Source organism: Nocardiopsis oceanisediminis, from assembly GCF_048595525.1.
Classification (GTDB): domain Bacteria; phylum Actinomycetota; class Actinomycetes; order Streptosporangiales; family Streptosporangiaceae; genus Nocardiopsis_A; species Nocardiopsis_A oceanisediminis.
On record NZ_JAFMZJ010000001.1, the window covers coordinates 1,324,054 to 1,337,104 of the forward strand.

Consider the following 13,051-nt stretch of genomic DNA (forward strand, 5'->3'; position numbering starts at 1 on the left):
GAGAGAACGCGATGTCCGAACCGTCCCGGCTGTGGGGAGAGAACCTGACCCTGGCCTACGACCAGAGCGTCATCTCCAGCAACCTGGGGATCAGCATCCCGGACAACTCCTTCACGGTGATCGTCGGCCCGAACGCGTGCGGCAAGTCGACGCTGCTGCGGGCGCTGTCCCGGATGCTCAAGCCCACCAGCGGCGCGGTGCACCTGGACGGCAGGCTCATCTCCTCCTACCCCTCCAAGGAGGTCGCCCGGCGGCTGGGGCTGCTCCCGCAGTCCTCGGTCGCCCCGGACGGCATCACCGTCGCCGACCTGGTGGCGCGCGGCCGCTACCCGCACCAGAAGCTGCTCCGGCAGTGGTCCCGCTCCGACGAGGCGGTGATCGGCGAGGCGATGGACGCCACCGGCGTCTCCGACTTGGCCGAGCGGATGGTCGACGAGCTCTCCGGCGGGCAGCGCCAGCGGGTGTGGCTGGCCATGGTGCTGGCCCAGCAGACCCCGCTGCTGCTGCTCGACGAGCCCACCACCTACCTGGACATCGCGCACCAGATCGACGTCCTCGACCTCTGCGCCGAGCTGCACGCCGACCGCGACTACACGCTGGTCGCGGTCTTGCACGACCTCAACCACGCGTGCCGCTACGCCACCCACCTCATCGTGATGAAGGACGGCGCCGTCGTCGCCGAGGGCGACCCGGCCGAGATCGTCACCGACGAGCTGGTGGAGAAGGTCTTCGGGCTGCCGGTGCGGGTCGTCCCCGACCCCGAGACGCACACCCCGATGATCGTCCCGGTCGACCGCAGGGGCATCGCCGCCCGCCGCGGCGGGAAGAGCGGTGCGGCGGGGGAGGCCGGGGCGGAGCGGCGACGCTCGGCCTGATCGGCCCCCGGCCCCGATGATCTCGACGCTGCGGGGGTGACAGAGCGCTCTGATACCCCCGCAACGCCGAGATCATCACGGGGAGGGCGGTCAGCCGTCGGCCCGGGCGGCGCCCTTGCGGACCCGGTAGCGCACGACCACCGCGTCCCCGGAGCGCCGGACCCACAGCGGCTCCAGCTCGGTGCGGACCGACCCCGGGCCGCCGAACAGCCGGGTGCCGGCGCCGAGCAGGACCGGCAGCACGTGCACCTGGACCTCGTCGACCAGGCCGGCCGCGACGCACTGCCGGGCGACGTCCGCGCCGCCGACGACGACGTCCTTGCCGGCGGCCGCGGCGCGGGCGCGCCGGACCGCCTCCCGGACGTCGCCGCTGAGGAAGACGGTGTGCGGGTCGTCGCCGGGCGGCCGGTGGGTGAGCACCAGCTCGGCACCGGACCAGGCGCCGCCGAACGCCTCCCCGCTGGGCTTCCCGGTGTCCCGGCGCGCCACGTCGTAGCTGCGCCGCCCGCCCAGCATCGCGCCGGTCGACGCCATCACGTCGCCGGCCTCGCCGCCGCCGGCGTCGGTGTACTCGAAGACCCAGTCCATCGCGTCGTCCGGGCCCGCGATGAACCCGTCCAGCGACATCGAGGTGTGCCAGAGCACGATCCCGCCGCCCCCGTCCGCCGTGCCCGCCATCGCCGCCCCTTCCGCCCGGTGGGTTCCCTCCCGCGCGGGCCCGGCCGGGCCCGCGCGGTGCCGTACCGTACAGACCTCCGCGGGGGCGGGAAGTCATCGGCGGCCGCGCCCGCCCCGGCCGGGAGCGGTGGGCTTGACCCTCTCACCGTGTCAGGCCCTCTACTGGGGAGCACCATGTTCGGAATCGGAGACTTCGCCCGGCACGGCCGGGTGTCGGTGCGGATGCTGCGCCACTACGACGCGGTGGGGCTGCTGCGCCCGGCGCGCGTCGACCCGGTCAGCGGGTACCGCTTCTACGAGGCGGCCCAGCTGAGCCGGCTCAACCGGATCATCGCGCTGAAGGAGCTCGGCTTCACCCTGAACCAGGTGGGTTCGATCCTGGACGAGCAGGTGGGCACCGACGAGCTGCGCGGGATGCTCCGGCTGCGCCGGGCCGAGCTGGAGGAGGCCCGGTCGGCGGCGGAGGCGCGGCTGGCCCAGGTCGAGGCGCGGCTCCGGGGGATCGAGAGCGAGGGGCTCATGTCCCGGTACGACGCCGTGCTCAAGGAGCTGCCCGCGGTGCGCCTGGCGGAGCTGTCCGGGACCGCCCCCGGGTTCGCACCGGAGGAGATCGGGCCGGTCATCCGGCCGCTCTACGAGGAGCTGTGCCGGAGGCTGGACGAGGCGGGGGTCGTCCCGGACGGCCCGGGGCTGGCCTACTACCGGGCCGCGCCGGAGGGCGGCGGCGCGGTGGCCGTCCACGCCGGGCTGCCGGTCCCCGCCGGCGCCGAGGCGGGCGGCGGGGTGGAGATCGTGGAGCTGCCCGCGGTGGAGCGCGCCGCCACGCTCGTCCACCGGGGCCCGATGGACGACGTGCTGCCCGCGAGCCAGGCCCTGGCGCACTGGATCGAGGAGAACGGCCGCGAACCGGTCGGCGACTGGCGCGAACTCAACCTGGAGGTCCCGGAGGACCCGGCCGGCTGGGTCACCGAACTCCAGCAGCCGGTGGCCTGAGCGGCCATGGCGAGGGTACTGACCGGCAGCGCCCGGGCCCGCACCGGGAACACCCGGTGCGGCCCCTGCCGCGGCGCGGGCATCGGCCCCCGCCGGACGCGTCGCCGGCGGCCCCGCGCCTCAGACCGCCGGTGAGAAGAGGCGGCGGGCGCGGAGGAACACCCCACGCCCTTCCCCTTCCCCCGATGATCTTGGAGTTGCGGGGCCAACAGAGGGCTCTGACGGCCCCGCAACTCCAAGATCATCGCCCCAGGGCGGGTTCTCCCGGCAGCGGTCTCAGAGGCCGGGCGGCGGGCCGCATTCCCCGACCCGCCGCACCGGAGCCGGCCGGCGTACCCGGCCGGCCGCGTGGACGGCGCGCCGGGGCGTCAGATCCGGCCGGCCGCGGCCAGGGCGTCCGGCAGCGGGGCGGCGTGCACCACGTGCAGCCGGCTCACCGCGCGGGTGAGCACCACGTAGAGGCGGTGCAGGCCGCGGTGCTCGGCGGCGGCGATGGCGGCCGGCTCGGCCACCACCACGGTGTCGAACTCCAGGCCCTTGGCCAGCGAGGCCGGGACGCAGACCAGGCGGTGCGCCTCCAGTGCGTCCTCCTCGCCGTCCCCGCCGCCGAGCAGGCCCGGGGAGAGCCCCGCCGCCCGCGCCGCCTCCAGCAGGGCGGGAATCTCGGCGTCCGCGGCGATCAGCGCCACCGAGCCCTCGCCGTCCAGGGCGGTCCGGCAGGCCTGCACCGCCGCCTCGCCGACCCGGTCCGCCCCGGCGTCCTGCACGCTCAGCGAGCCCGGTGCGCGGCGCACCGCGACCGGGGCGCCCAGGCCGGGGGCGATCCGGGGGAGCAGCCGGGCGGCGAAGTCGATGATCTGCGCGGGGACCCGGTAGCCGCGGTCCAGCACGTGCAGCCGTCCGTCCTCCTTGCCGAGGTGGCGCAGGAGCACCGCCCACTCCTCGGCCGCCGCGGGCGCGGTGCCCTGCGCGATGTCGCCGAGGATCGTCATCGAGCCGCCCTGGGAGCGCCGGCCCAGCGCCCGGCACTGCATCGGGCTGAGGTCCTGCGCCTCGTCCAGGACGATGTGGCCCAGCCCGGAGGGGCGGCGGATCAGGCAGGCGGCCTCGTCGATGAGGGCGAGGTCGGCTTCGGACCAGCGGGCGCTCTTGGGGCCGCGGGGGCGGCCGGGGAGCAGGATCGCCTCCTGCTCTTCGGGGGTGAGCAGGCCCTCGGCGGCGCGGGCCAGCCGGCCGGGGTCGGTGAGCAGGCCGAGGACCAGCCGGACCGGGTCGGCCTTGGGCCAGATCGCGGCCACCGCGGAGCGCACCGCCCGGTTCCGGCGGACCTGGTCGTGGGTGCGGTCGTCGCAGGCCTCCCCGGCGGCCTCCATCAGGGTCAGCACCGCGTGCGCGATGCGGTGCTCCAGCAGCCCGCGGCCGGACTCGTAGGCGACGCCGCGCTCCCGCAGCTCGCCGGTGAGTTCGCGGAGGTCCTCCGGGTAGACCCGCCAGCGGCGCGCGCCGCGCTGCACCACCACCGCCTCCTCCGGTTCGCGGAGCAGCGACCACAGGTCGCGGCGGATCACCTCGGCCATCCGGGCGCCGCCCTTGACCCGGGCGGCCTCGGCGGTGTCGGTGCGCCGCACCGGGACGATGCCCAGCAGCTCGGTGAGGGTCGTCTGCCCCACGTCCACCTCGCCCAGGGCGGGCAGCACGTTGCGGATGTAGGAGAGGAAGGAGCGGTTGGGGCCGACGATGGCCACCCCGGAGCGGGCCAGCCGCTGCCGCTCGGTGTAGAGCAGGTAGGCGATGCGGTGCAGGCCGACGGCGGTCTTGCCGGTGCCGGGGGCGCCCTGGACGCACAGCGTGGCCTCCAGCGGGGCGCGGACCAGGTCGTCCTGCTCGGGCTGGATGGTGGCGACGATGTCGCGCATCGGGCCGGTGCGGGGCCGCTCGATCTCGGCGGCCAGCAGCCCGCCGCCGGGCGCGGCCTCCTCGGCGCCGCCGGGCGCGGCGTCCGGCCCGGGGGCGGTGAGGTCCTCGTCCTCGAAGGCGGTGAGCTCCCCGCCGGCGCCGAACCCGTACCGGCGGCGGGTGCGCACCCGCATCGGGGCGGCCGGGACGGCCTGGTAGAACGCCTGGGAGATCGGTGCCCGCCAGTCCAGCACCATGGCGCGGCCGCCCTGGTCGTGCACGTGCCGGCGGCCGATCCGCACCCGGTCGGCGCCGTCCCGGACGTCGCCGTCCTCGAAGACGGTCCCGGGATCGAAGTCGAGGCGGCCGAAGAAGAGCGGGGCGCCGGGCAGGTCGGCGAGGGCCTCCGCGCGCATCTCCCGGGCCTGGCGGAGCACCTGGGTGGAGACCCAGTCGCCGAACACCTCGGGGGTCTCGGTGGCCAGGACGTCCTCGCGCATCCGGCGGAGCGCCTCGCGGGCGGCGTCCAGCCGGGCGCGCTCGGCGGCCAGCTCGCCGGTGGCGCCCGGGGCGGCGGAATCGGGAACGGGGGCGGACTCGGGCACGGTGCACCTCGCGTCGGGATCGGAGACGGCGGACCAGGGCGGCGGGTGCGCGGGTCCCGCCCCGGCCGGTCCGCCGGTTCGTTCCGATCCTCAGCGCGCCGGTTTTCAAAGCCGCCGCAGAGAAGCCGATACTTTACCCGAGCCGATCGGGACATGCAATGTCCGATACGTCTCCGTTGGATGAGTTTTCGGGCAAGAAAGCGCGGCGCGCCGACGAACCGGGCGTGGTGTCCTGTTCGGGGTAACAATGAAATAAATAGGTGGCGGCGGCGCTCTTCTGATCAATGATCGGGCTTCAGAAGGGGTATCCGTCGGTTATTTCCGCCGTTGCAATCGGAGGCGATGGTGACAACCACGACCATCTTCGTAGGCGAGCTGTTCGGAACGGCTCTGCTGATCCTGTTCGGTGGCGGCGTCGTCGCGGCGAACGTGCTGAACAAGTCCAAGGCCAAGGAGACCGGCTGGGTACTCATCACCTTCGGGTGGGGCTTCGGCGTCATGGCGGGGGCCTACTTCGCGCTGCCGCTCTCCGGCGGCCACATCAACCCGGCCGTCACCCTGGGCCTGGCGGCCTCCACCGGTGAGTGGGCCACCGTGCCGGTCTACATCATCGCCCAGATGCTCGGCGCGATGCTCGGCGCCTTCCTGGTCTGGCTGGTCTACCTCGGCCAGTTCCGGGACTCCCCGGGCCCCTTCCTGGGGATCTTCTCCACCGAGCCCGAGGTCCGCAACCCGGTGCAGAACTTCATCACCGAGTTCATCGCGACCATGGCGCTGCTCTTCCTGGTGGTGGCCACCGGCCAGAACCAGGCGCTGGCGCTCTCCGGGGTGGGCGTGCTGATCGTGGCGTTCACCGTCGTCGGCATCGGCATGAGCCTCGGCGGGCCGACCGGCTACGCCATCAACCCGGCCCGCGACCTGGGGCCGCGGATCGTCCACCAGCTGCTGCCGATCAAGGGCAAGGGCGGCTCGGACTGGGGCTACTCCTGGATCCCGGTGGCCGCCCCGCTCCTCGGCGGCCTGGCCGGCGGCCTGCTCGGCGCGGCCGTGCAGAACATGGCGGCCTGACCGGCGCCCCGCACGGCCGGAGGGCCCGGAGCCGCCTTTCCCGGCGGCGCCGGGCCCTCCGGCGGTCCGGCCCGGCCCCCGGTCCCCTCCCTCCGCAACCCGTACTACGCTGTGTAGTGCATATCGGGGCCGCTCACCGGGGGTCGGTCCTGCGGAAAGCGGTCGAGGAGTGCGGGTGTGATCGGCTGGTTGACGACCACGATCGAGGCGGTGTCCCTGGTGATGGCCGCCTGGTTCCTGATCCAGGCGTTCCGCGGCAGGGCCATGATGGTCCCGCACCTGGTCGGGATGGCGGTGCTCTGGCTGCTCACCATCGGCCAGGCGGCCGTCTCCGCGGTGATGGCGGCCGGCGGCGACGGCCCCGAGGAGGGCGTGACGTTCATCGGCTACCTGGCCACCGTGGTGCTGCTGCCCCCGGCCTGCGCGGTCTGGGGCTTCATGGAGCGGAGCCGGTGGGGCCCCGCGGTGATCGCGCTCGCCTGCTTCATCATCCCGGTCCTGATGGTCCGGCTCGAACAGACCTGGAGCCCCGCCCTTGCCTGACCCCGTGAACGGCGCGACCAGCCGCTCCGGCCCCGGCCGGGTGCTGGTCGCCCTCTACGCCCTGTTCGCGCTGGCCGCCACCGCGCGCGCCGGCGTGCAGATCGCCACCCGCTTCGACGAGGCCCCGCTGGCCTACCTGCTGTCGCTGCTGGCCGGGATCGTCTACATCATCGCCACCGTCGGCATCGCGCGCAGCGACCGCACCTCGCACCGGATCGCGTTCGCCTCCTGCGCGGTGGAGCTGGCCGGGGTCCTCGCGGTGGGCACCTTCAGCCTGATCGACCCGGCGGCCTTCCCCGACGACACCGTCTGGTCCTCCTACGGCGCCGGCTACATGTTCATCCCGCTGGTGCTGCCGGTGCTCGGCCTGCTCTGGCTGCGCCGGGTGCGCCGCGAGGAGAAGGCCGCCGACGCCGCCCCGGCCTGAACCCGGCCGCTTCCCCGAAGGGCGCCGGACCCCGCCGCTTCCCCGAAGGGCGCCGGACCCCGCCGCGTAGGGTGACCGCATGACCGAGCAGAACCTGGACCTGCCCCCCGTCGCCTCCGCCGGCCTGCTCCGCCGCCGCCTGGCCGAGCGGCCGGAGGCCACCGCCGTCGTCGACGTCCGCTGGTACCTGGACGGCCGCTCCGGCCGCGACGCCTACCTCGCCGGGCACCTCCCCGGCGCGGTCTGGGCCGACGTCGACCGGGACCTCGCCGCCCCCGCCACCCCGGAGGGCGGCCGGCACCCGCTGCCCGACCCGGAGCACTTCGCCGCCGCGCTCGGCCGGCTGGGCATCGGCGACGGCACCGCGGTGATCGCCTACGACGACGCCGGGGGATCGACCGCCGCCCGCCTCGTCTGGCTGATGCGCGTCCTCGGCTCGCCCGCCGCGGTGCTCGACGGAGGGCTGCAGGCCTGGACCGGCCCGCTGGAGACCGGCGAGGCCGCCGCCGAGCCGCGGCGGCGCACCCCCCGGCCCTGGCCCGCGGACCGGTTCACCGGCGCCGAGGAGCTGCTGAAGGGGGCGGGCGCCCCCGACGCGCTCGTCCTCGACGCGCGCACGCACGGCCGCTACACCGGGGAGGCGCCCGCCCCGGTGGACGCCCGGCCCGGCCACGTCCCCGGCGCGCGCAGCGCGGAATGGCAGGGCAACCTGGACGCCGACGGCCGGTTCGCCTCGCCGGAGCGGCTGCGCGAGCGGTTCGCCGCGCTCGGCGCCGACCGGGCCGCCGGCATCACCGCCTACTGCGGCTCCGGGGTGACCGCCTGCCACGACCTGCTCGCCCTGGAGCGCGCCGGCTACACCGGGGCGCGGCTCTACCCCGGCTCCTGGAGCGCCTGGGGCGCCGACCCCGCCCTGCCGGTCGAGACCGGCGACCCCGCGGAGCGCGCCGACCCCTGACGGCCGGCCCCGCCCGCGGGGAGGGGGCAGGGGGAGCAGGGGAGGGGAGCGGCGGGCGCGCGCCGGCGCCGCTCCGGGCATGCACCGCGTGGCCTGGGTATTTGGGTCGGCAGGCGGCCACGCGGTGGGATCGGATGAGGCGGGAAGGGGCGTTCACCATGTTCCGCCACGTTCATCCGGGAACGGGCGCGACGCGCCGATCGCACCTCGAAACCGCGCCTATCCGCCGTCTCACCGGAATCTAACCCGTGCGACCCATAATCTTCGCAGGCAGGGAAGACGACCGGAGGTGCCAGGATGAGCGGGACGGATCCCCAGGGGACGGCGCCGGGCGAAGAGCCCCGGACCCCCGGGCAGCGGGACTTCGCGCCTCAGGACGAGGAGCGGCGGGAGGCCGCCGGGGCGGAGGCCGAGGGCGGCGCCCCGGCCGGCCCGGGTCCCGGTACCGGGGAGGGGCGGGAGGAGCCGCCGCCCGCCGCGGACGGCGAGCGGCGGGACGCCGCCCGGCAGGAGCCCGGCGCCGGGCAGGGCGCGCCGCCGGCGGACGGGGGCGCGCCGGAGGGCGCGGCCCCGCGGCCGGAGCCGCCCGCCGCCTCCGCACCGCACCCCGAGGCCGGCGCACCGTCCGCGCCCGGCCCGGTGCGGTCGGCCCCGGTGCCGCCCGCCGAGCCGGGCGCGCCCGGCTCCGCCCCGCCCCCCGGCCACGGCGGCCCGGACTGGCAGCGCGGCCCCTCGGAGGCGCTGCGCTGGCACACCGGGGCCCGGCACACCTGGGGCCCGGGGCGGGGATGGAGCGGGCCGGCGGAGGCCACCCGGGTCTTCGGCGCCGCGCCGCCGCCCGAGTCGGCCGCCTACTCCGCTCCGGGCGGGGCGCCCGGAGCGCCCGGCGGCCCCGGTGCGCCCCCGCCGCCCTGGACCGGGCCCGGCCAGGCGCCGCCGCCCCCCGGCCCGCAGGGCCCCGACGCGAAGGGCGGGCGGAAGCGGCCCGGGCCGGTCGCCGTCGCCGCGGCGACGGCGCTGGTCACCAGCTTGATCGTCGGCCCGGCGGCCGCGCTCGCCACCACCTACCTGGTGCCCGGCGGGAGCGGCTCGATCAGCTCGCTCGCCGACGGCAACCAGGCGAGCTCGACGTCGACCGGCAGCGTCAGCAAGGTCGCGGAGAAGGTGCTGCCCAGCGTGGTCTCGATCGAGACCGGACGCGGCAGCGGCAGCGGCGTGGTGATCGGCTCCGACGGCCAGATCCTGACCAACGCCCACGTGGTGGCCGGTGCGCAGGGCGACACCGTCCAGGTGCGGTTCAACGACGGCTCCAGCGCCGAGGCGCGGATCCTCGGCACCGACGCCGTCTCCGACATCGCGGTGCTGGAGGCCGAGGGCGTCAGCGGGCTGACCCCGGCGACCCTCGGCGACTCCTCCAAGGTCGAGGTGGGCGCGGACGTGGTGGCCATCGGCTCCCCGCTGGGGCTGTCCGGAACGGTCACCTCGGGCGTGGTCAGCGCCGTCGACCGGCCGGTGAACACCGGCGTCGCCGGCGGCGAGGGCCGGGGCGGCGGGCAGGACCCGTTCGCCCCGCAGCAGCGCGAGGAGCCCCAGGCGACCACCTCGACGGTGATCAACGCGATCCAGACCGACGCCCCGATCAACCCGGGCAACTCCGGCGGGCCGCTGATCAACATGAACGGCGAGGTCATCGGGATCAACACCGCCATCGCCGGCACCGGCGGCGGCCAGGGCGGCGAAGAGGCCGGCTCCATCGGCCTGGGCTTCGCCATCCCGATCGACCAGGCCGAGCCGATCGCCGAGCAGCTCATCGAGGGCGGTAGCGCCGACTACGCCGCCATCGACGCCACGGTCTCCCCGACGCGGCAGGGCGACGGCGTCCGCATCGTCCAGCCGGCCAAGGGCGGCGCCGCCGACCAGGCCGGCCTGGAGAAGGACGACGTGATCACCTCCGTGGACGGCAAGGGCGTCGCCACCCCCGACGAGCTGATCGCCGCGATCCGCGCCAAGCAGCCCGGCGACACGATCGACATCGGCTACGAGCGGGACGGAAAGGCGGACCGGACCGAGGTGACCCTCTCGGCGCAGTCCTCGGAGAGCATCGGAGGATGACCTCCGCCGGGCGGGGACGGGTCCTGTCCCGCCCGGCGGCACGGGGAGCGGGGGCGCGGCCGGGGCGGCCGCGCCCCCGCCGTGCGCCCGGGGCCGCCCCGGAGCCCGGGGACCGCCGCCGCGCCCTTCGGCTCCGCGCCGCCGGGCGGCGCACTCCGACGCGGAAAAAGAGGGCGGGGTTCCGGGGCCGGGCCCCGGGGCCGGCGCGGGCGGGGCGGGAACGGAGGCGGACTTCCGCCGTTCTGCCGGTCCTTCTCCGGTCGGTGCGGAGAATCCATTCCGTCCGCTTCCGCGGCACCGCGGAACGGCGCCCCGGAGCCGCGGGCGCCGAGGATCACGGTTGGGAAACGCCCCGGTCACCGGGGCCGGAAGGGGAACGGGGCGGTACCGGGAAACGTTTGGACCGGATAGTGGGGGAATGAACCCCCGATACGGGGGCGGCCGGAAACGGCCGAGGGCGGCGGCCTGCGGATTCCTTCCTCATTCGCAGCCGCCGCCTGCCGTTTCCTGGCAGTTTCCGCAGTGGGGTCATACGCTCGGTAAACAGTCGGCAACACCGATGGAGAAACGGGGCCGGGGCCGCGGGGCGCACAGTATCGTCCCCGACGAGCAGAGGGCCGGGCCGCGTGCGGGCGCCTCCGGCGGAAGGGGCCGGAGGGGCCGGCCGGGGGCGGGCCCGCGACCGACGGCGCGGTTCCGTTCCTCCGCGCACACCCCTCAGGAGGGCCGCCATGGCCGCCAAGTCGACATCACCACCCCGGGAGCGGACGGGCAGCGGGCGCGACCCCGGGAAGGAGCCCCGGCTGCGGGTGCTCATCGGCAGCGACACCTACCCTCCGGACGTCAACGGGGCCGCCTACTTCACCGAGCGCCTGGCCCGCGGGCTGGCCGCGCGCGGCCACGACGTGCACGTGGTCTGCGCCTCCACCGGCGGCCGGCCCGGGGTGCACCGGGCCGGCGGAGTGGTCGAGCACCGGCTCCGCTCGATGCCGTCGCTGGTGCACGAGAGCGTCCGGCTGGCGCTGCCGCCCGGTGCCTCCGGCCACCTGGACCGGCTCCTCGCCCGGCTGCGGCCGGACGCGGTCCACGTGCAGAACCACTTCCTCGTCGGCCGGCTGCTGCTCGGCGCGGCCCGCCGGGGCGGGGTGCCGGCGGTGGCCACCAACCACTTCATGCCGGAGAACCTCTTCAACTACCTCTACGTCCCCGGGCCGCTCCGGTCCGGCATCGGACGGCTGGCCTGGCGCGACTTCCGGCGCGCGCTGGCCGGCGTGCAGCACGTCACCACGCCCACCCGGATCGCCGCCCAGCTCCTGCTCGACCAGGGGTTCGACCGGCCGGTGGAGGCGGTGTCCTGCGGGATCGACCTGGAGCGGTTCCATCCGCCCGGCGGCGGCCCCGGCGAGCGGGCCCGGATCCGCGCCCGGCTCGGCGTGCCCGACCGGCCCACCTTCGCCTTCGTCGGCCGGCTGGACGAGGAGAAGCGCATCGAGGACCTGATCCGCGCCGTCCGCCGGGTCCCGGTGGACGGCGCCCAGCTGGTGCTGGCCGGCACCGGTGCGCAGCGGGCCCGGCTGGAGCGGGTGGCCGAGGAGGAGGGCGCCGCGGACCGGGTGCGCTTCCTCGGCTTCGTGCCGGAGGAGGACCTGCCGCTGGTCTACCGGGCCGCGGACGCCTTCGCCATCTCCGGCATCGCCGAGCTGCAGTCGATCGCCACCCTGGAGGCGATGGCCAGCGGGCTGCCGGTGGTGGCCGCGGACGCGATGGCCCTGCCGCACCTGGTGCACGTCGGCCGGAACGGCTACCTCTACGAACCGGGCAGCGCGGACGACCTGGCCAAGTACCTGGGGGCGATCCTGGCCTCGGCCGAGGAGCGGGCCCGGATGGGCGCGGAGAGCAGGGAGATGGCGGCCCGGCACGACCACGAGCGGTCGCTGGACCGGTTCGAGCGGATCTACCGGGACGTGGCCAGCCGCTCGGCGGTGCTCGGCTCGGCCCCTTGAACCGGGTCCTGCCGCGAGGAACGGGCCAGCACCACCACCCCGGCCGCGCCGACCACCGCGGCGACCAGCGCGATCGTGCCGTTCACCGGGTCGGTGGGCAGCCGCTCGCCGAAGCAGAGCACCCCGATCAGGGTGGCCGCGATGGGGTCGCTGATCAGCACGATCGCGTAGGCGAGCGCGAAGTGGCCGGCCCGGTAGGCGTTCTGGGTGAGCAGCCCGCCGGCCAGGCCGACGGCCACCGCCAGCGCGGTCAGCGGGTGCAGCGCCGCGGCCGGGTCGATCACGGCGGCGCTGCCGATCACCCGGCCGAAGGCCGAGGCGACCGCGTAGGCGATGCCGCCGCCCAGGGCCAGCGCGCAGGCCCGCGTGCAGTTGTTCCGGGCCCGGCCGACCAGGGTGCAGGCGAGCATGGCGCCGGCGCCGACCAGCCCGATGACGACCATGTCGGAGGTGCCGGGGTGCGGGCCCTCGGAGGGCGGGATGGTCGACAGCAGCCCGGCGAGCGCGGCGGTGACCGCCAGCGCCCCGAGCACCTGGGACGTGCTCAGTCTGCGCTTCTTGAAGAACGCGGAGAGCATCACCGCGAAGAGCAGGCCGCTGATCCCGATGGGCTGGATGACCACCAGCGGAGCGTGCCCGAGCGCCCACAGGTGGGCCCCGATGCCGAAGAAGGTGAGGGCGGTCCCGGTCACCCAGAGCGGGCGCCGCGCCATCGCGCGGATCAGCTGGAGCTGGCCGACGCCGGTGAACGGCGCCGAGGTCAGGGCCCGCTCCTGGAAGGCGGCCCCTGCGGCCGCGGCGAGGGCCCCCACGATGGCGGTCGCCACAGCCCACAGCATCAATGGTCCGCCCTTCCCGGTGCCGGTCGGGCACCGAAGCACACATGTTCGCCC

11 protein-coding genes are annotated in these 13,051 nt (G+C 75.9%); 8 read left to right on the plus strand and 3 right to left on the minus strand.

Features of this window, described 5'->3' with window-relative positions:
- Positions 1-11: 11 nt before the first annotated feature.
- Positions 12-875 carry an ABC transporter ATP-binding protein gene (locus J0910_RS06000; protein ID WP_420157523.1) on the plus strand — a complete coding sequence of 288 codons (864 nt, stop codon included), beginning with the start codon at positions 12-14 and terminating at the stop codon, positions 873-875.
- Positions 876-965: 90 nt separating this feature from the next.
- On the opposite strand, the gene J0910_RS06005 is transcribed toward J0910_RS06000, so the two are convergent.
- Positions 966-1,553, minus strand: coding sequence for a dihydrofolate reductase family protein (locus J0910_RS06005; RefSeq protein WP_420157524.1), 588 nt, complete (start codon positions 1,551-1,553; stop codon positions 966-968).
- Positions 1,554-1,727: 174 nt separating this feature from the next.
- On the opposite strand from J0910_RS06005, the gene J0910_RS06010 reads away from it, so the two are divergent.
- Positions 1,728-2,546 (plus strand): MerR family transcriptional regulator, encoded by an 819-nt coding sequence (locus tag J0910_RS06010; protein WP_420157525.1) that lies wholly within the window; start codon positions 1,728-1,730, stop codon positions 2,544-2,546.
- 368 nt (positions 2,547-2,914) lie between these two features.
- On the opposite strand, the gene J0910_RS06015 is transcribed toward J0910_RS06010, so the two are convergent.
- On the minus strand, positions 2,915-5,047 hold the full coding sequence (locus tag J0910_RS06015) for a HelD family protein (protein WP_420157526.1): 2,133 nt from the start codon (positions 5,045-5,047) through the stop codon (positions 2,915-2,917).
- 342 nt (positions 5,048-5,389) lie between these two features.
- Here J0910_RS06015 and J0910_RS06020 point away from each other — a divergent pair, with 342 nt between their 5' ends.
- From J0910_RS06020 to J0910_RS06045, 6 genes are all read left to right on the plus strand, one after another.
- A complete protein-coding gene (locus J0910_RS06020) occupies positions 5,390-6,115 on the plus strand; it encodes an MIP/aquaporin family protein (RefSeq protein WP_420157527.1) in 726 nt (241 codons plus the stop codon).
- Positions 6,116-6,292: 177 nt separating this feature from the next.
- A complete protein-coding gene (locus J0910_RS06025) occupies positions 6,293-6,658 on the plus strand; it encodes a hypothetical protein (protein ID WP_420157528.1) in 366 nt (121 codons plus the stop codon).
- Positions 6,651-7,085: a hypothetical protein gene (locus tag J0910_RS06030; protein ID WP_420157529.1), complete on the plus strand. Its 435-nt coding sequence runs from the start codon at positions 6,651-6,653 to the stop codon at positions 7,083-7,085. Before J0910_RS06025 ends, J0910_RS06030 begins: the two co-directional genes overlap by 8 nt.
- Before the next feature lie 79 nt (positions 7,086-7,164).
- Positions 7,165-8,043 carry a sulfurtransferase gene (locus J0910_RS06035; RefSeq protein ID WP_420157530.1) on the plus strand — a complete coding sequence of 293 codons (879 nt, stop codon included), beginning with the start codon at positions 7,165-7,167 and terminating at the stop codon, positions 8,041-8,043.
- Between the two features lie 297 nt (positions 8,044-8,340).
- Complete coding sequence (locus J0910_RS06040; RefSeq protein ID WP_420157531.1) at positions 8,341-10,155, plus strand: trypsin-like peptidase domain-containing protein; 1,815 nt, start codon at positions 8,341-8,343, stop codon at positions 10,153-10,155.
- Positions 10,156-10,886: 731 nt separating this feature from the next.
- The gene (locus J0910_RS06045; RefSeq protein WP_420157532.1) at positions 10,887-12,158 is read left to right on the plus strand and encodes a glycosyltransferase; all 1,272 of its coding nucleotides are present in this window, start codon (positions 10,887-10,889) and stop codon (positions 12,156-12,158) included.
- Here J0910_RS06045 and J0910_RS06050 read toward each other — a convergent pair.
- On the minus strand, positions 12,110-12,997 hold the full coding sequence (locus tag J0910_RS06050; RefSeq protein ID WP_420157533.1) for a DMT family transporter: 888 nt from the start codon (positions 12,995-12,997) through the stop codon (positions 12,110-12,112). The two genes, J0910_RS06045 and J0910_RS06050, sit on opposite strands and share 49 nt — an antisense overlap.
- Positions 12,998-13,051: the final 54 nt, after the last annotated feature.

Excerpts from the sequence above, each read along its gene's own strand:
- J0910_RS06000 (WP_420157523.1), top strand. The coding sequence starts at position 12 with ATGTCCGAACCGTCCCGGCTGTGGGGAGAGAACCTGACCCTGGCCTAC.
- J0910_RS06005 (WP_420157524.1), bottom strand. The coding sequence starts at position 1,553 with ATGGCGGGCACGGCGGACGGGGGCGGCGGGATCGTGCTCTGGCACACC.
- J0910_RS06010 (WP_420157525.1), top strand. The coding sequence starts at position 1,728 with ATGTTCGGAATCGGAGACTTCGCCCGGCACGGCCGGGTGTCGGTGCGG.
- J0910_RS06020 (WP_420157527.1), top strand. The coding sequence starts at position 5,390 with ATGGTGACAACCACGACCATCTTCGTAGGCGAGCTGTTCGGAACGGCT.
- J0910_RS06035 (WP_420157530.1), top strand. The coding sequence starts at position 7,165 with ATGACCGAGCAGAACCTGGACCTGCCCCCCGTCGCCTCCGCCGGCCTG.
- J0910_RS06040 (WP_420157531.1), top strand. The coding sequence starts at position 8,341 with ATGAGCGGGACGGATCCCCAGGGGACGGCGCCGGGCGAAGAGCCCCGG.
- J0910_RS06045 (WP_420157532.1), top strand. The coding sequence starts at position 10,887 with ATGGCCGCCAAGTCGACATCACCACCCCGGGAGCGGACGGGCAGCGGG.
- J0910_RS06050 (WP_420157533.1), bottom strand. The coding sequence starts at position 12,997 with ATGCTGTGGGCTGTGGCGACCGCCATCGTGGGGGCCCTCGCCGCGGCC.